Annotated in this window: 14 protein-coding genes; 3 read left to right on the top strand and 11 right to left on the bottom strand. The window is 62.8% G+C overall.

The annotated features are described in order from the left end of the window. The first annotated feature begins 357 nt into the window (after nucleotides 1-357). From H3T90_RS02355 to dtd, 3 genes are all read left to right on the top strand, one after another. Nucleotides 358-2,676, top strand: coding sequence for a beta-L-arabinofuranosidase domain-containing protein (locus H3T90_RS02355; protein ID WP_198229456.1), 2,319 nt, complete (start codon nucleotides 358-360; stop codon nucleotides 2,674-2,676). 111 nt (nucleotides 2,677-2,787) lie between these two features. Then, nucleotides 2,788-3,600 carry a helix-turn-helix transcriptional regulator gene (locus tag H3T90_RS09015; protein ID WP_332468229.1) on the top strand — a complete coding sequence of 271 codons (813 nt, stop codon included), beginning with the start codon at nucleotides 2,788-2,790 and terminating at the stop codon, nucleotides 3,598-3,600. Nucleotides 3,601-3,618: 18 nt separating this feature from the next. Next, nucleotides 3,619-4,119 carry a D-aminoacyl-tRNA deacylase gene (gene dtd / locus H3T90_RS02365; protein ID WP_198190612.1) on the top strand — a complete coding sequence of 167 codons (501 nt, stop codon included), beginning with the start codon at nucleotides 3,619-3,621 and terminating at the stop codon, nucleotides 4,117-4,119. On the opposite strand, the gene H3T90_RS09020 is transcribed toward dtd, so the two are convergent. From H3T90_RS09020 to rsmH, 11 genes are all read right to left on the bottom strand, one after another. Further along, a complete protein-coding gene (locus H3T90_RS09020) occupies nucleotides 4,112-5,389 on the bottom strand; it encodes a cell division protein FtsQ/DivIB (RefSeq protein ID WP_332468223.1) in 1,278 nt (425 codons plus the stop codon). The two genes, dtd and H3T90_RS09020, sit on opposite strands and share 8 nt — an antisense overlap. After that, a complete protein-coding gene (murC, locus tag H3T90_RS02375) occupies nucleotides 5,386-6,996 on the bottom strand; it encodes a UDP-N-acetylmuramate--L-alanine ligase (RefSeq protein WP_408610684.1) in 1,611 nt (536 codons plus the stop codon). The genes H3T90_RS09020 and murC overlap by 4 nt, the downstream gene beginning before the upstream one ends. 97 nt (nucleotides 6,997-7,093) lie before the next feature. Beyond that, nucleotides 7,094-8,326 carry a UDP-N-acetylglucosamine--N-acetylmuramyl-(pentapeptide) pyrophosphoryl-undecaprenol N-acetylglucosamine transferase gene (locus tag H3T90_RS02380; protein WP_198229585.1) on the bottom strand — a complete coding sequence of 411 codons (1,233 nt, stop codon included), beginning with the start codon at nucleotides 8,324-8,326 and terminating at the stop codon, nucleotides 7,094-7,096. Between the two features lie 70 nt (nucleotides 8,327-8,396). Beyond that, complete coding sequence (locus H3T90_RS02385) at nucleotides 8,397-9,629, bottom strand: peptidoglycan glycosyltransferase FtsW (protein WP_198229459.1); 1,233 nt, start codon at nucleotides 9,627-9,629, stop codon at nucleotides 8,397-8,399. Further along, nucleotides 9,613-11,052, bottom strand: coding sequence for a UDP-N-acetylmuramoyl-L-alanine--D-glutamate ligase (murD, locus tag H3T90_RS02390; protein ID WP_198229460.1), 1,440 nt, complete (start codon nucleotides 11,050-11,052; stop codon nucleotides 9,613-9,615). Before murD ends, H3T90_RS02385 begins: the two co-directional genes overlap by 17 nt. 80 nt (nucleotides 11,053-11,132) lie before the next feature. Then, a complete protein-coding gene (gene mraY / locus H3T90_RS02395) occupies nucleotides 11,133-12,236 on the bottom strand; it encodes a phospho-N-acetylmuramoyl-pentapeptide-transferase (protein ID WP_198229461.1) in 1,104 nt (367 codons plus the stop codon). 74 nt (nucleotides 12,237-12,310) lie between these two features. After that, on the bottom strand, nucleotides 12,311-13,837 hold the full coding sequence (locus tag H3T90_RS02400; protein WP_198229462.1) for a UDP-N-acetylmuramoyl-tripeptide--D-alanyl-D-alanine ligase: 1,527 nt from the start codon (nucleotides 13,835-13,837) through the stop codon (nucleotides 12,311-12,313). 9 nt (nucleotides 13,838-13,846) lie between these two features. After that, entirely contained in the window at nucleotides 13,847-14,728 is an 882-nt protein-coding gene (locus tag H3T90_RS02405; RefSeq protein WP_046322684.1) for a hypothetical protein, read from the bottom strand. Between the two features lie 46 nt (nucleotides 14,729-14,774). Continuing rightward, on the bottom strand, nucleotides 14,775-16,556 hold the full coding sequence (locus tag H3T90_RS02410; protein WP_198229463.1) for a peptidoglycan D,D-transpeptidase FtsI family protein: 1,782 nt from the start codon (nucleotides 16,554-16,556) through the stop codon (nucleotides 14,775-14,777). Then, nucleotides 16,553-17,044, bottom strand: coding sequence for a cell division protein FtsL (locus H3T90_RS02415; RefSeq protein ID WP_198229464.1), 492 nt, complete (start codon nucleotides 17,042-17,044; stop codon nucleotides 16,553-16,555). Before H3T90_RS02415 ends, H3T90_RS02410 begins: the two co-directional genes overlap by 4 nt. Next, a complete protein-coding gene (rsmH, locus tag H3T90_RS02420; protein WP_408610679.1) occupies nucleotides 17,041-18,132 on the bottom strand; it encodes a 16S rRNA (cytosine(1402)-N(4))-methyltransferase RsmH in 1,092 nt (363 codons plus the stop codon). The genes H3T90_RS02415 and rsmH overlap by 4 nt, the downstream gene beginning before the upstream one ends. Between the last annotated feature and the right edge of the window lie 11 nt (nucleotides 18,133-18,143).

Genomic DNA, 18,143 nt, shown 5'->3' on the forward strand with positions numbered 1-18,143 from the left:
ATCCCGTCGGGCGTAGGTGCAAAGAGAATGCGAAAAGGTGGATATTTCTCGGTAATGCCACCTGGCCGCTACCGGACAAGGCTTCCCGGGCAGGTCGTTCCTTGCTCAGAAAGCCCGCCATTGCAAGGATTGGGAAGAAATAGAAGCTAACCAGAACAACTCCAAGCCAAAGGCACAAGATTGTCCACCCATTCGACGATTTCCCCCACCTTCCTGACCGGGCTTCCGTCCATAGACTGATGAGGTAAGGCGCACGAAGGCGTCGGGGCAGAGCGGCGCCGACGGATCGGAGACGACCCGACGGAAACCATGACCGGCCAGAATCCGCCTGTCAGCGGAGGAAGTAGGTAATTCATCATGACATCATCCATGCACACTGATCAGGACTGCGTCGACGAGGCGGCCCGTCAGATCTACATCGGCAACACAGGCACCGTGGACTTCGACCTGAAACTACCGACCGAGGGGGTGGAGGGAACCACCATCGAATGGGCCAGCAGCGACGATCGATGGGTGAACCCTCAAGGCAAGGTCAATCAACCCGAATATGGTCGAGGCGACCGGAATGTAACCCTGACCGCGACCGTCACCAAGGGCGGCGCCAAGGCGCAGCGCAACTTCGATGTGACCGTGCTGCAGATGCCCAACAAGATCGAAGTGCGCAAGGTCTACCCCATCGAGATCAAGGCGCGCAAGGGCGCCACCTACTATCTGCCCATGTTCACGGCCGTGCTGACCAAAGACGGGCAGAAGGTCTCCCAGCGGGTCAACTGGGACGAAGGCGTTGAGCAGCGGGACGAGCAGACCGGCGAGCACGACTTCCAGGGTTCCATAGACGGCAGCGACATCCGTGTGCAATGCAATGTTCAGGTGATCGATGAAGACCCCGAACAGCCCGTAGATTCGAGCCCTAAGGTCCGCCGCGTGCCCATCTCCCGGGTGCGGCTGACCGGTGATGGCATGCTGGCAGGCAACCAGCGCCGACGGATAGCTTTCCTGAAGACCCTGGACGACGATCAGCTCCTGGTGGAATTCCGCCGGGCCGCCCACCTGGACACCAAGGGAGCCAAGCCCATGATCGGCTGGGACGCTCCGGACTCCAACCTGCGCGGCCACACCACCGGGCATGTTCTGTCCGCATATGCTCTGGGGTATGCCGCCACCGGCGACGAGGACATTCGGACCAAACTGACCTATCTGGTCGACGGGCTGGCCGAGGTCCAGGCCGCCTTCGCAAAGAGCGGGACCACCAAGCCGGGCTTCCTGTCCGCCTACGACGAGAGTCAGTTCGACAAGTTGGAGCAGTATGCGCCCTACCCCACCATCTGGGCGCCCTACTACACCCTGCACAAGATCCTGGCGGGGCTGATCGACGCCTACCATTTCGCAGGCAATGAAACGGCTCTGCGCGTGGCCTCGGACCTGGGTGACTGGGTCTATGACCGCGTCCACCGGCTCCCCCACGAGCAGCTTCAGAACATGTGGAGCATGTACATCGCCGGCGAGTTTGGCGGCATGAACGAGTCCCTGGCCCATCTGTACGCCATCACCGGCCGCAAGGAGCACCTGGATGCCGCCCGGCTCTTCGACAACGACCGCCTCATGGTTCCCATGCGTCAGAAGGTGGATGCCTTGGGCGGACTGCATGGCAACCAGCACATCCCCCAGGTCATCGGCTCGGTGGAGCTCTTCCGCCAGACCGGTCTGCCCTACTACCTGCAGCAGGCGGAATTCTTCCTCAAGTCGGTCATGGGTCATCACATCTACGCCATGGGCGGCACCGGGCAGGGCGAGATGTTCCAGCAGCCCGACGTGATTGGCGCCCTGCTCAAGGACAACACCGCCGAGTCCTGCGCCTCCTACAACCTGCTCAAGCTGTCGGCACTCCTGTTCTCCTTCGACCCGGATCAGGAGTATGCAGACTACACCGAGCTGACCACACTCAACCACGTCGCCGCCAGCACCGACCATGTGCCTCAGGGCGGCAGTCTCTACTTCTTCCCCACTCAGCCGGGTGGCCGCAAGGAGTTCGATGAGGAGAACAGCTGCTGCCACGGCACCGGCCTGGAATCGCACTTCTACTACGCCGACGGAGCCTTCTACACAGATGAGAAGACCCTGTGGATCGAGCAGTATCTGCCCTGCAGCCTGAACGACATCGACCAGAAGATGGCGCTGAGCGTGGACGTGGACGACCGCCACCCCGAGAAGGTAACCATCACCATAGAAGCCCTGGACAGACCGCGCCTGGCCCTTCGCATTCCCGCCTGGACCCGCGGCAGGGTCCACATAGACATCGACGGAACCCCGGTTTCCCAGGCTCTCATGGGCACCGACCCGGCTGTGGCGGTCCTTGATGCGAGCGCCTGCGGTCTGAATTCCTGGTCAGGAACCACCATTACACTGACATTCGACCCGACCATCCGGCTGATCGGCACCCCGGACAGACCTTCCCTGGCTGCCGTGGCCTGGGGACCCTACGTGCTTGCCGCCTTGAGCCCCAGCACCGATATGCAGAGCCTTAACATCGACCGGAAGGATCCCGGGTCCGCCTTCGAGCGCCAGGGCGAGAAGCTGGTCTTCCGTCACCGGGACAGCGGCCTGGAATTCGTCCCCCTCTGGACCATTGACCATGACCAGCCCTATCATGCCTACGTCGAAGTGGCCAGCCACTGACCGCGTCCCAAGGCCAAGGTTTCAGCTACAGGGAGGACGGTCAGCACGGATCAGGCAATCATCACCAGTTTCCCCAACGATGCGGCGGTCTTCAAATCCGCGGGGCGCTTCATCGGCACCCCCGGATGGATCCACGAGCGCCGCACCGTTGACAGCTTTGAGCTGATCCTGGTTGAAGAGGGCATCCTTCCGCTGACCGTAGCCGGACGGCATCATGATTTGAAGGCAGGCGGCCTGCTGCTGATCCCGCCCGGCACCCCTCATGAGGGCAGTCGACGGCTGGGACAGGAGCCTCTGACCTTCTACTGGGCCCACTTCACCTTGCCTGACTGGCATAGGGTTCAAGGCCTGCCTGACGAACAAAGGGATGGAAATGACCAGGGCGCGGCACGCGTGGTGCTGCCCCTGGATTTTCGTTTGGCAGACAACAATCGGCTGACCGTCATGTTCAACCAGCTGCTGGACATCTACCAGCGCACCTACCCGGATCCCAGCCCCTACTGCAGCTATTTCATGACCTGCCTGCTCATGGAGATCTCCATGGGAAGACCCACGCCCAAGAACCATCAAGAAGCTGACGACGAGGACAGCACCCTCCAGAAGGTCCAAGATTGGATCCGTATCAACGCCTGCGACCGGATCAGTGTTGCCAGCGTAGCAGAAAACTTCAACTATTCGCCCTCGTACCTATCGACCATCTATAAGCGGCGGTTCGGCATCGGTATCACCGGACAGATCAGGCGGATCCGCATCGAACGAGCTCAGGAGCTGCTCCTGTCGACCTCCATGGGCGTCAGACAGATAGCCGAAGCCTGCGGATATGACGACCCCAAATATTTCATGCGCGTCTTTAAACGGTTCTCCGGCCTGACCCCAACCAGATACCGATCCAGCTTTTCCCAGCGACACTACAACAACGCCTGAAGTCCTTAGACTGGAACCATGAGAATCGTCATACAGCGGGTCAGCCGTGCCCGGGTCGATGTTGTCGATGAGCAGGGGCGGCCGAATCCCGATTTTAAACCCCAGAGCATCGGCATGGGGCTCATGCTTCTGGTAGCCGTCCAGGATGGCGACGGGGCAGACCAGGTGGACTATGCCGTCCGCAAGCTGACCCGGATGCGCATCTTCGCCGACGAGAAGGGCCGGATGAACCGGTCGATCCTGGACTGTGGCGGCTCCATCCTTTCCATCTCCCAGTTCACTCTTTACGCGGACCTTCGTCGCGGCAACCGTCCCAGCTTCATGGCTGCGGGAGAGCCCCAACACGCCCAAAGCGTCTGGCAGGATCTGAACCGGGCCCTGGCGGCAACCGGTGTGCCGGTTGCCGTCGGACGCTTCGGCGCCCACATGCGAGTGGATCTGGTCAACGACGGACCGGTGACCATCCTGCTGGACACCGACAGGTTGATGAAGCCGGCAGCTCCTTCAACGACTATTTGACAATGGGCCTAAGGGGCGCCGAGACATCCAGCTGATGCTTATCGCCAATCTTGGATGGATCGTTGATGATCTTGTCGACCACGGCCTGCTTGAGCTTCAGATCAGAGCCATCACCCCAGATGATCACATGTTTGCCCTGGTCCAGCTCGGTGGTGATGGAGTCTTGGGTTTTCGCAGTCACCTTGGTCACCGAATGGCGCATGGCCTCCGGCATGGTTGACAGAATCCGAAGAGTCTGCCTGACCGCCTGATCCTGCTGGGCACGCTTGACGGTGGCAACCTGGATGACCGGCACCCCCTCCACTGGCTTGGACACAGTATTGAGCACCCTGCCCTGCCTGTCTACAGCCGTCAGTTTCCGCTGCGCATCCTTGAAGACCGCAGTAGGCTCCTGGGCATCGAAGGTCACCTCCAGACCATGCGGAAAACTCTTACGGACCTTGGCATCGGTCACCCCGGCCATGCCGCTGATCTCCTGCTCGACGCCATTGGTGGAAATCAGCAGCAGAGAGCGATCACCCTGATTGGCCACGATTGAGACCACTCGATCGTTGGACACCCAGGCATTGCCGCCACTGACGTTGATCTTGTCGGTCTGCAGGCGAAAGACCGGCGAGAGAAAAAGCAACCATGCCAGTCCTGCTATCAGAGCCATGACCACGACGACGACACCCGTCCGGATCAGGACCAGCCTGCGGCTGACCTTCTTCTTCTCGCGCACCCGAGCCTGAAAATCCAGAACCTTGGGCCGAACAAAAATCCCCAGCCCCTGATCTTCCTGATCAGTGCCTATTCTGCCTGAGACGGGTCGGTCCGGCGGTATGGCCCGGGCATCGACGAATCCTCCGGCCGAACTTGTCGAGCGTGAGGTCGCGGACTTGGATGCCGCAGACCTGGAGACTGATACGCTACTGCCTTTTATCAGAGCGCGGGAGGATGATGAGGCGGATCTGGCGCTACGAGTACGTGAGCTGCTTGTATTCTTGGAACGACTCGGACGACCCCTGAAACGCTTCGAACCTTTGAAACGCTTGGACCGCTTAAGGCGCCTGCCCTCACCACCTGTTTTTTCCACCTTGGACCGGCTGGCCTGTGCCGAAGCATCGGAGGCGGCCGACTTGCCCGATCTGGCGGTTCTACCGGTCCGCTGCTCCTCTTCCGAAGGCCTGGTGCGCCCAGACCGGGCAGTCCGTGCGGCCTTTGCAGCCCGGACTGCCCTGGTTCTGGACGAGGCTCCGCTGGAGGCCCTGCGACTCTTGCCGTTCTTCACTGCTCATCCCGTTCAGCCAGCTTATCGAGAATGACCGGCCCCATGGCCGTGACATCGCCGGCGCCCACGGTCAGGATCACATCCCCAGGCTCCGCTCGTTCGGCCAGATCCAGAGCGGCCTGACGCATGTCCGAACAGGCCCGGAAGACGGTCTCAGTCGACTTATGCCCTGAGTCCTGGGGCTTGTGGTCCGATGCCTTGCGGGCGGTGGCAGGGATGGTGCCGGCATCCACGCCCGGAAAATCGCTGGCCAGCTCACGGGCAGGGAAGATGTCAGTTACCGTCACATCGTCCGCTAGGGACAGAGCAGCAGCGAACCGGTCGGCGAAGATGGCGGTGCGCGAATACAGGTGAGGCTGGAAGAGCACCCTGATGGTCCGGCCCGGATAGCGTCGCCTGGCGGCGGTGAGCAGGGCGGCGATCTCCGTGGGATGATGGGCGTAATCGTCCACTACGGTGACCCCATGCTGGCATCCGCGGACCTCGAAGCGTCGAGAGGCACCACGGAAGTCGGCGGCGGAAGCGGCGGCCGTATCAGGATCCATCCCCAGCAGGACGGCGGCGATGACGGCTGCTGCTGCATTACGGGCGTTGTGGATGCCGGGAATCGCCAAATCCACCTGCAGATCGAGCGGCTTGCTGGCATCCAACCCTGCCGCCTGAAGCACCTGCACGGGGAGAGCCAGACGGCAATGTTCACGGCCGCTGCCGCTGCTCTCGGACTCGGACCCGATGCGGACCAAGCCCAGAACCCCATGCAGGGAGTCAATGCTCAGCTGGGGATCTGATGCATAGACGATGATCTTGGCGCGGCAGTCCCCTTGCAGCCGCCGCAACACCTCCAGGGCCCCCTGGTCGTCCCCGCAAATCACCAGGAAACGTCGGGCATGCCGGGCATGTTCCACAAAGGCCTGGTGGAAGGCATCAGCCGTGCCGTAGTGGTCTAGATGGTCGGGCTCCACGTTGGTGATGATAGCGATGTCAGGAGTGTACTTGCCAAAGCTGCCGTCGGACTCGTCCGCTTCGGCCACTAGAACCCGTCCGGCTCCCACGTGCCCGCCGTCCATAGGCCCCTGGCTGCTCTGGAGGCTGCCCCCGATGGCGTAGCTGGGATCAGCCAGATCCCCTCGTCCGCCCTTGGTCAGCAGGTGGGCCAAGAGCGCGCTGGTGGTGGTCTTGCCGTGGGCTCCGGCCACGGTGACTGAAATCCTAGAGGCCATAAGCAGGGCCAGAATGTCGCTGCGATGGACCAGCCGGGCGCCCGCGTCACGAGCTGCCAGAATCTCGGGATTGTCAGGTTTGATAGCACTGGACCAGACCACCGTGCGGGCCCCGGCCACATTGCTGGCTTGTTGACCGATGACGACCCGGATTCCTAGCTGACGCAGGCGTCGGGTCTTGTCCCCCTCAGCACGGTCGGATCCGGAGACCTGCACCCCCTCCTGGTGGAGCATCTCGGCCAGCACGCTCATCCCGGCACCGCCGATGCCGATGAAGTGTGTGGGCCCCAGATCCTTGGGGTCGCACACTCCGGCCTGGGCCAGAGCGGGCAGGCAGGGATCCAGGACCGGCAGGGACCTGTCACCGCCGTCCTGCCGACCGGGCACTGTATTCAATTCATGCTTGGGCACAGTAGTTGCATCTCCTCCAACAGTTCAGGACCATTCAGGACGGCCGCGCATCTTCTGCCTCCATTATGCCCGATTAGTCCCTCCCAGAGTCCTTGCGGGCAAGGTGTTGGTCGGCCATGGTCAGGATCTGCTCGGCCATCACCTGAGCGGCATCGCGAATCCCGTACCCCCAGGCTCGGCGGCGCATGTCAGCCAGCCTATCCCCGTTGGCCATAAGGGCAGGAATGTGGTCGGCTATCCATTTAGCATCCAAGGCCGCATCATCGACCATGAGCCCTCCCCCGGCATCAACGACCGGTTGGGCATTGAACCGCTGCTCACCATTGCCGATGGGCAGGGGCACGTAGACGGCCGGCACGCCCAGGGCGGCCAGCTCGCTGACAGAACCTGCACCAGCCCTGCAGACCACCAGATCAGCACAGGCGAAGGCCAAATCGATCCGCTCCAGGTATTCAGCCATATGGTAGTCCCCCTGGCCCCGGTGAGCCGGGTCCAGATCGTTGATAGCCGCATCGCCCAGGTCAGCCGTCACTTGTTCCCTGACCTGGTCGGCCTTGCCACGGCCCGTCAGATGGATGACCTGTGTCCGATCCAGCAGCTGCCGGGCTGCGCCAGCCACCGCCTTGTTCAGGCTGAGCGCTCCCAAGGATCCTCCAGTCACCAGCAGGATGGGCCTATCGGGATCCAACCCCAGAGAATGCGCAGACTCCCGGCGGGCTCCTGCAGGGTCAGCCTCCATCTGCTTAGCCAGTCGGGCGATGGTCGGCCGCAAAGGCAGACCCACGCGGCGCACTGGTACTCCGGACCGGGCCCGTATGCCTGTATTCTCATAGGCTGTACCTACGAAATCGGCCCAGCGGGCACCCAGCTTGTTGGCCATGCCCGCCCGGGCGTTCTGCTCGTGGACGACGATGGGCAGACCCAGGTTCCGTGCGGCCCTGTATGCCGGCGCCGAGGCATAACCGCCAAAGCCGACCACCAGATCGGCTGACCGATCCTGCAAATACCCTCGGACTCGCTGCACCTCACGCCGCCAACGCCGGGGGAAGTCTAGTGCGGCCTTGCCAGGACGACGAGGGAAGGGCACCTTCTCAATCAGGTCAAGGGGAAGTCCGGCGGCCGGCACCAGGTCGTGCTCCAGCCCGACAGCAGTGCCAATTACGCTGACAAAAGCCTGCGGGCAGCGCTCCCTAATGGCCGCAGCCACACTGAGCAGGGGGTTGACATGCCCTGCCGTCCCTCCCCCGGCCAGCACCAGATGGGGACCAGCACCTTTCCCGGAATGCTCCTGGGCATCCCCAGGCATCCCTTTCTCGGTCCTCGTCGCTGTCGTCATCCGCGAATCCGCTTCCTTTCCGCCATGTCCATTCCGCATCTCAGGACCCGTCTGTGGCCGCCATGGCCGCCATCACGTCTGGTTGGGTCCGAATCATCTTCAGAGCCACCCCGGCCGAAGCCAGGCAGGAGATCAGGGCGGTCCCTCCAGCCGACACGAAGGGTAGGGGCAGCCCAATGACCGGCAGCAGACCCAGAACCACACAGATGTTGATCAGGGCTTGGCCCACCAGCCACACATCCAGGCAAATCAACACCATGCCCGCATACCGGTTCCTGGTAGTCAGGGCGATTCTCAGCATGCACCAACCCATGACCACGAAGACCAGAATAAGCATAGCCGCCCCGACAAAACCCAGCTCCTCGCCGATGACAGCGAAGATGAAGTCATTGTGCGCCTCGGGCAGATAGTTCCACTTCTCCCTGGAGTTGCCCAGACCGACTCCGGTCAATCCTCCCGAAGCCATGGCGTAGAGCCCATGGATGGACTGGTAGCAGACACCCTGGATGTCATCCGCCGAGCACTTGCCGTAGGCGGCCATGATCCGCTGGGTCCGGTTACTGTTGCCATAGACCGAAAAACCGATGACCGCAGCCATCCCCAGGACCGCCAGGCTGAGCAGCCAGCGCAGGGGGAAGCCTGAGACCAGGAAGGCCACGAAGCCAATGATGACGATGATCATGGCGGTCCCCAGATCCTTGCCCAGCATGATGAACATGAAGCTGATCAGAAAGCCGAAGGCCGGCTTGGCATAGGCCTTGGCCAGGCTTTTCAGGTCAGAATCCTTGCCGAGCTGCCGCTGGGCTTCGATCAGTGCCTGGGGCAGCCACAGACACAGGGCCAGTTTGAGCAGCTCGGCCGGCTGCATGGAGATGCCCCCTATCGAGATCCATCCCTCGTTGCCGTTGGCGGAGCGCCCGAGCGGGGTGCGAGTCAACAGCTGGATGCCCTGGCTGGCAATCAGAAACCAGGTGCTCCAGTTCCGGTAATGATCAATGCTGATCCTCACGGCCAGAAGGGCCAGCAAAAGCCCCAACACTGCGTATATGGTCTGGCGGATGACCTGACTCCAGGGTGAGCTGCCCTGGGCCACCAGATCCACAGCCGAAGAGGAGAATACCATCATCAGGCCGAAGACCGTGGTGGCGACGACTGTGGCCAGAAAGCCGTAGTAGCACCAGAGCGGGTTGAGAATGGCCCGCCAGCCCCGGTAGTCTCCCTTGCTGCCAGACCCTCGTGAGTGGGCCTTGCTCGGATCAGTGTTGCGTTTCATGCTCGTGGACCCACTGTTTGGCCTGCTGGGCAAACTGGTCGCCCCGGTCAGCATAGGAGGCGAACTGATCCATAGAGGCGCAGGCAGGTGCCAGCAGGACCACCTGGCCGGGCTGTGCATAGGAGCCAGCCGCACGAACAGCCCGGGCCATGACCTGATCTCCAGCACCAGGATCAATCAAGGTAACCGGCAGATCGGGCGCCTGGTCCTTGATGGCTTGGACCATGGGCTGCTGGTCCTGACCGATGACCACGGCTGCGGCCAGCTTGGACCTGCGGGACCGGACCAGATCGTCGAAGCGTGCGCCCTTGGCCAGTCCACCGGCCAGCCAGACCACCTGGCCGTCATGGTAGCTGGCCAGGGAAGCCTCGGCCGCATGGGCGTTGGTGGCCTTGGAATCGTCTACAAAGCGGATGGCCTGCGCACCCTGGCCCAGAGAGGCCACGGTGCTAATCCTGTGGTCGCCGGGCGTGAAAGCGCGCATGGCCTCGATCGCCGCATCGACCTTGGCTCCAGCACCCAGTGCCAGAGCCAGGGCACAGAGAGCGTCGGCCAGCAGGTGAGGGTAGACCGTGCCGTCAGGCTCACACAGATCCGTCAGGTCGGCCACCCGGACCAGCCTGATGCCCTCATCACGGTCCTGACCGGTCATTCCGCTGCGGTCCATGACCCAGCCGTCCTCCACGCCCAGCTGCCCAGACTCGGGCCGGCCCAGGGTGAAGCCCACCCGTCGGCAACCTGGGGCTGGCTGCGCCTGTCTGGCCAGGTTGGAGACCCGGGAGTCATCGGCGTTGTAGACCAGGGCCTTGCGCACGCCCCTGTAGATACGCGCCTTGTCGGCCGCGTAGGCCTCGAAGCCCCCGTGCCAATCCAGGTGGTCGTCGGCCAGATTGGTGATGGCCGCGCACTCCAGGGCCGGCGAGAAGGTGAAATGCAGCTGGAAGGAGCTTAGCTCAACGCAGAGCATGTCATTGTCGGGATCCAGGACGGCTGTGGAGACGGCCTTGCCGATATTGCCCACCGCAGGGGCCGTGAACCCGCTGGCCTGCATCATGGCGGAGACCATCCTGGTGGTCGAGGTCTTGCCGTTGGTGCCGGTGATCCCGATCCAGGGTGCCGGCCGGCCTGTCCGGGCTGAGGGTACCCGTAGCAGCCAAGCCATCTCCACCTCGCTGACCACGGGGATGCCCCGACGCTGCGCCTCAAGGATAAATGGGGTGCGCGGATTGAAGACTGGCGAAGCCATGACCAGATCCACCCGACTCCAGTCCACCTGGTCAAAGTCACGAAGATCGGCCTGCGGGGCGCGCTGGTCCACAGTGGTCACTCCGGCCGCCCGGCCTCGCAGGGCTGCGGCCACGCTCCGTCCGGAAATGCCCAGCCCGGCGACCAGTACACGCTTCTGGCTCAAGTCCATATCCATGAACACCTCATTCCGCTAGCTCCGGCATCTGCTTGGCATGATACCGGCTGCCGAAAGTCCGGTACCGTGAATGGACGCACTCAGATGGGCAGTCCGGAGCGGACCACCCAGTCTGCATAGAAGCAGACCAAGGCCAACAGGACGAAGATCAGGTCCACCATCCAGAACCGGACAACCACCTTGGACTCCTGCCAGCCCATCAGCTCGAAGTGGTGGTGGATGGGAGCCATCTTGAAGACCCGCTTGTGGGTGAGTTTGAAGTAGCCCACCTGGATGACATCGGAGGCGGTCTCTCCCACAAAAAGCCCGCCCAGGATGACCGCCAGCAGTTCGGTATGGGTAGCGATGGACAGGGCTGCGAAGAGCCCGCCCAGAGCCAGGGATCCCGTGTCTCCCATGAAGATGGAGGCCGGATTGGTGTTGTACCAGAGGAAGCCGAAGCAGGCCACAGCAGCGCAGCAGGCGATGATGGCCAGGTCCAGGGGGTCGGAGACAGCGTAGGCATGGCCTGGATGGCCGCCGCCCTTCAAGTGGTAGCTCTCCCAGAAGGCGATGATCGTGTAACCCACGAAGGCGATCATGGAGGAGCCCGACGCCAGCCCGTCCAGGCCGTCGGTCAGGTTGACCGCATTGCTCCAGGCCGTCATCAGCAGATTGACCCAGATGATGAATAACACCACGGAAAGGACGCTGCCCGCCATTCGGAAGTCGATGATGGGCTGCTCCACGAAGGATATGCCCGCCTGTGCGCTGGGGTAGCCATTTTTGGTGGGCAGTTTCAGGGCCAGCACCGCGTATATTGTGGCCAGAATAAACTGGCCGGTGAACTTGGCCCTGACCGACAGGCCCAGGTTCTGCTTCTTGCGCACCTTGGCGAAGTCGTCAATGAAGCCCAGTAAGCCCATGGAGAGCATGGCGAATAGAACCAGCATGGCAGACAGGGACACGGATTCCCCCCGCGACAGGTAGCGGTAAAGCGCCGAGGCTGCCCAGCCCAGCAGGATGGCCAGGTTGATGACCAGCCCGCCCATGGTCGGCGTACCACGCTTGACCAGGTGGGACTTGGGCCCGTCCTGGCGGATGTACTGGCCGTAGTGCAGCCGATGGACCAGCCGTATCAGCAGGGGGGTCCCCGCCAGCGTCACCACTAGGGCGACCAGGATTCCGATGATGAGGGCAATCACAGTGTGTACTCCAACTCTTGGATTCTGTCCTTGAACATTAGACCCCGCTGCGGGGATGCCAGTAGATTCATAGCTCAGCCCTGCCACCGGTCGGCCAGAGCGGACAGGCCGGACATGTGCGAGCCCTTGAGCAGGACAAGATTCTTCCGGTCCGAATGCTTGGCGCACAGACGGCGGACCATCTGGTCAGCCTGGTCAGCGTCCTGAGCAAAGAGTACCCGCATGGCCCCCGGCTGATCATCGCTCGGATCAGACGGGCCGCCGGCACCACGGACCAGGGCCTGGACCAGACCGTCCATCTGCTGATTCCGGCAACCCACTGCGACCAATGCATCAATGTCCTGACGACGGCAATAGGCACCGATCTCCTGGTGCAGCTGCTCCCCTCGATCGCCGAGCTCGAGCATGACTCCTAAGACCGCTATCCGATAGACCGGGCCATCGAATCCCCTCCAGGCAGCCAGGGCATCCAGACCTGCCCGCACGGAGTCGGGATTGGCGTTGAAGGAATCATCGATCAGAGTGAAGGAGGCACCCGGCAACTGGACCGAAGACACGGCCATCCGATGCGGGCTGATCCGCTGCTGTCGACCGAGCTCATCGGCGATACGCTCTGCATCCAAACCCAGGGCGTGGGCCACCGTGGCGGCAGCCAGGGCGTTCATGACATTGTGTCGTCCCGGGATGCCCAGACGAAGCCGAACCGGCTGCTGGCCACACAGGCGCAGCTCGAAGGTCGGCCTGTCCAGGCTGTCACTGTCCAAGTAGCGAGCCGAACCATCCAGGTCGCGGTCCTGCCCGCTGTCCTCAGTGGCCAAGCCAAACCGCAGAACAGGCCCAGAGGCCAGATCGGCCATGGCCGCCACCCGGGAATCGTCTGCATTGAGCACGGCGGTCCCACCCGGCACCAAACCTTGCACGATCTCGCTCTTGGCTTGGGCGATGCGCTCCACGGAGCCGAATTCACCCAGGTGGGCCACCCCCACCTTGAGGACCAGGGCCATGTCCGGAGGAACCATCCGGGTAAGGCTTGCTATCTCGCCCACGTGATTGGCACCCATCTCCGCCACAAGGTAGCGGGTGTCCGGCCCGACCTCCAAGGCAGTCAGAGGAAGACCGATCTCATTGTTGAAAGACCCGACCGGAGCCACCACAGAACCCAACAGGGCCAGCAGGGAAGCCAGCAGATCCTTGGTCGTGGTCTTGCCGACAGAACCGGTGATGCCGATGACCGTGAAGGGGCCTGAGTCCTTGCGCCGACGGTCTATGTTGGCCCGTGCCAGCAGCCCCAGGGCAGCAACCGTATCGTCCACAAGAATCTGCGGCAGGTCAGCGCCCGGAACGAGGTGATCGACCAAGGCCGCGCGGCAGCCCTTGGCCCCCAGGCCGGGAACATAGTCATGCCCGTCCACGTGCTCGCCCTTGATGGCTATGAAGAGCCCATCGGCTTCCACCTGCCGGGAGTCCGTCACCACCCGCATGCGCACAGACCTGCGATCGGGTTCGCGACCAGGACCGGCCTCGACCAGCCGACCGTGCACATATTCGACGACCTCTTCCAGGGTCATGGGCATGGACCCGGCCCCTACAGACTGACTCATCCTCACCTCTCAGGACATTTCACGGGAGACACGCAGGGCGCTCCTGATGTTGTTGCGTTTGACGCCGGCGGCCATGGTCATGGCGATGCACAGGGACAGGTCGTCACTTTCTGCGTCTGCGGGCAGGGACTGGCGGGCCAGTCCGTCTGATTCCTCGTTGCGCCGGGCCACGATGGTATGCCCGCCCAGGTTGAACCCATATCGGCGGGCCTTGGAAATCAGCCGCAAGTGTCGCATATCGCGGGTGGAGCCCTCCTGGGCGCCCAGGGCCACCACATCCAGGTCCACCGCCTGCAGGGCATCCTTGGCCAGGGTCTGTTCATCCACGGAGATGACTACAGCGGCCGCCCCGTCCTCCAGCGTAATGGACAGACTGCGCTGCACATCGAACATGCTCAGGGGATATTCGAGGTCCAACCGGCGATCCAGCGAATACGAGCCCTTGGCACTGAGAATGCCGACGGGATTGCCCAACACGTGCAGGAAGTCGGCCAGGAGATCCACCTGGTCCTGCACCTGGGAACCGACCAAGGCGAAGACAGCCAGGGCTCCCGAAGGATCCCCTGCGGCATTGGCCAGCAGCTGGCCCATCTGCCAGGGGTGCATGGTGCCGAAGAGCAGGGGTATGCGGGCTCGTCCCACCTCTTGGCGGGCCGAAGTCGGCAGCAGGGCTGCATAGGCCCCACGGCGCTCGGCCTCCTCGATCATGCCCTGGTCCACCTGCTGGTCTGCAGGCACGTACAGGCTGCCGGGGCGCACTGAGGGCAGGTCGTCCACCAATGAGGTAACCGTGACTGGTTCAGCGAAGTCAGGGACCAGGGTCAACCCGTAGCGCCCTTTGAGCTGCCCCAGGGTCAACCGTCGGGAGATTGATTCACTCAGCGCGCTCATGCTGCAATCTCTCCTTCGTCCGGGAACGCCATGATGCCTGCCGGTATCACCATGTTACCGGGATAGCATCGGTCCTTGGCTGCGACGCGGGTACCTGGTATTTCTGCATAAGGAATTCACCGATCTGGGCAAAGATGGGCCCGGCGGTCATACTGCCGAAAACCCCATCGCTACTGTGAGGGTTCTTCAGCGCCACAGTGACCACAAAATGGGGGTCGTCGGCGGGCAGGATCCCCACCCAGTCGCTGATGATGCCGCCCAGGTGACCCGAGCTGTCAGCCACCTCGGCGGTTCCGGTCTTGGAAGCCACCCGATAGCCTTCCACCTTGGCCGTCTTCTCGTACTTCTCGGCCACCGATTCCATGCCGTTCATGACCGCAGCCGCAACCTTCTCATCCACGACCCTGACTTGATTGGCTTTGACCGCGCCCTGCCCGCGGATGATGGTCTGGTCGGACCGGACCCCCTTGTTGGCCAGGGTGGCGACAGCATTGGTCAACTGAACGGCGTTGGTGGCATAGCCTTGGCCGAACAGAACCGTGTTACGGGTGCGGCGGTCCCAGGTCTGAGGCGTGGTCAGCAGGCCCTTGGACTCCCCTGGCAGGCCCAGGGCCGAGGCCTGGCCGATGCCGAAACGGGTCAGATAGTCGTAACGCTTCTGATCAGAGTAGCGATCCGCGGCCATGATCATGCCCACGTTAGAGGAGTTCTGCAGAATGCCGGCAAGAGTCCAGTGCTCAGCGGGATGGTAGAAGGCGTCCTTGTACTGCTGGTTGTCCACGGTGATGTGGTCGGGCACGGTGAAGCGGTCGCTCATGGAGTGGACCTGCTCCTGAAGCATGCCTGCAGCAGAGATGGTCTTGCCTATGGAGCCGGGCTCGAAGGTCTCCGCCACCGCCCGTGAGGAGTTGACCTTGGCTTGGTCGCTACCCGCCTGGTAATCGTCGGTGTCGGCCAGGGCCACGATCTCGTTGGTGCGGGTGTCCTGAACCACCGCCAGGCCCCAGTCCGCATGGTAGCGCTGGCAGCCTGACTTGAGGGCCTGACGGACGTACCAGAGCACGTCCTGATCAATGGTCAGGGTCACGTCCTTGCCGTTGACCGGATTGCGCTGACGGGTCACGGTTCCCGGGATCTCCTGGCCCAGCATTCCCTGCTGATAGACCGTATAGCCGTCAGTGCCGGTCAGCCGCCGATTTTCCATCTGCTCGATCCCGGCCACGCCCTTGCCGCTGTCGTCGATGCCCCCGATCAATGCCCCCATCAGATCCGCATGCGGATAGGTGCGTTCACTGCTCAGCTCGGCCGTGATGATCCCCTGCAACCCGAGCTTGTCAATAGCGCGCTTGGCCTCGGGAGTCACCCGCTTGGCCAGGACCACATATCTTCCAGGGATGCTGAGCTTGCCACCCAGCTCCATGGCGTTCATCCCCAGGGCCGGCGCCAGGAGGCGGGCCACGCCGGCAGCACCGTCGGCGCCCACTGGATGACCCTTGATACTGTGGCAGTCGCTGCCTGTGCGCTTGGTGCAGTTGATAGGTATGAAGGAAGCCGCAGCCTCGGGGTCACCAATGATGTTGTAACGCTCCAGGCTCTGGGCCAGCACCCGGCCATTGACATCCAGAATGCGGCCGCGCTGGGCCTTGATGGTGTGCGGCACGGTGCGACTTGCCGCAGCGGCCTGGGCTATGGACCTTCCATCGAAGAGCTGGATGTAGGCCAGCTTGCCCAGGGCCAACGCAGCTACCACGATCAGGATCAGGCCTACAGACAACGAACGCTTGCAGAAGGAGATGTGCCAAGAACCCTTGGTTCCCTTGCGGCTCATGGTTGCCCCGCCTTGCCCTGGGCGTTCTGAGGGGGCTTGTAGCCCTGCAGATCGATGGAGTTCAGACCTTGCTGGGGCTGCATGCCCAATTCCTGGGCCTTGTCCGGCAGGGAGGCCTGGAGCTGGTCGAGCTTGTTCTGGTCATCCTGGACATCCTGGTTGAGATTACTGATCTCATGCTGGACCCGGGTGGCCTCGAAAGAGTCCTGGACCATCTGGGTGCGCAACATCAGGGAACCGAACATGCAGGCTGCCAGAAAAACAACCGAGATCATGATGCGCAGCAGAGGATTGCCGCGGGTTCGCGTCCAGCCGATCAGACGCTGGGCTCCCTCAGCCACTGGACCTCGTTCCGGCTGGCGCGCCTTGCCTGCCTTGCCTGTGCCCTTGATCAGACTGAGCTCAGGCCTGGTGGGCATCTCTTGGATGCGGGGATGCCCTTTGTCCGGGGATGCCTTGGAACGGACTGAACGTGCTGGCATGCTCATGACCGGCGCCTCGATTCCGAACCATGGCCAACATTACGGTGGCGACCATCTGAAACCTCACCACTTGCCTCGGCCTGAAGCCGACGACGACGCTCCTCGGGAATGGATCCGATCATCTCCACGGCCCGCAGGCGCACTGAGGCGGACCGGGGGTTGCGTTCCCGCTCGGCAGGATCGGCCTTGATGGCCCCATGAGTCAGATCTAACAGATAGGGGCGGGCCTGATCGGGCACCACCGGCATGCCTGCCGGCAGGTCCACATGCAGCCCGGGCGCCATGAAGCGCTTGACCATGCGGTCCTCCAGGGAGTGATAGGACTCCACGACCAAACGACCTCCCTGAGCCAGTCGCAGAATGGCCTGGGGCAGGGTGCGCCTCAGACGGTCCAGTTCCCCATTGACCTCGATGCGCAGCGCCTGGAAAACCCTCTTGGCCGGATTGCCCGGGGGACGGTGGCCACGCGGCACGACCCTGTCGACCAGACGGTCCAGCTGCGCCGAGGTGGTCAGTGGCTGTTCCTGCCTGGCCTCGATGATGGCCCGTGCGATGCGTCTTGCATAGCGCTCCTCCCCATACCGGGAGAAAATGTCGGCCAAGTGTTCCTGGTCATACTCGGCCAGAACCTGCGCGGCCGTCAGCTCCTGGCTGGTATCCATGCGCATGTCCAGCGGAGCGTCCTGCCGGTAGGTGAATCCCCTGTCGCGCTGGTCAATCTGCAGGGAGGAGAGCCCCAGATCCATGAAGACCAAATCCACCTGGCCTACTCCCAGCGCATCCAGCTGCTGGTCCAGCTGGTCAAAGGGGGCGTGCACCGGCGTGAAGCGATAGGCAAGACCCTCGTCGCGCATCCGGCCAGTGGCTAGACCCAGGGCCTGACGATCCCTGTCAATGCCTATAAGACGGGCCTCAGGGCAGGACCTGAGGAAGGCGGTGGCATGACCAGCCAAACCCAGCGTGCAATCCACAGCCACCGCCCCCGGGTGCTCCAAGGCAGGCCGGGCCAGTGCAAGGCAACGCTCCAGCAGAACGGGACGGTGGACCATGCCCCTGTCCACAGCTTCCTGGTCGGGTGGATTGCGATTTTCCATGAGGGTCTCCA

The organism is Bifidobacterium polysaccharolyticum (assembly GCF_016101585.1).
GTDB classification, from domain to species: Bacteria; Actinomycetota; Actinomycetes; order Actinomycetales; family Bifidobacteriaceae; genus Bombiscardovia; species Bombiscardovia polysaccharolytica.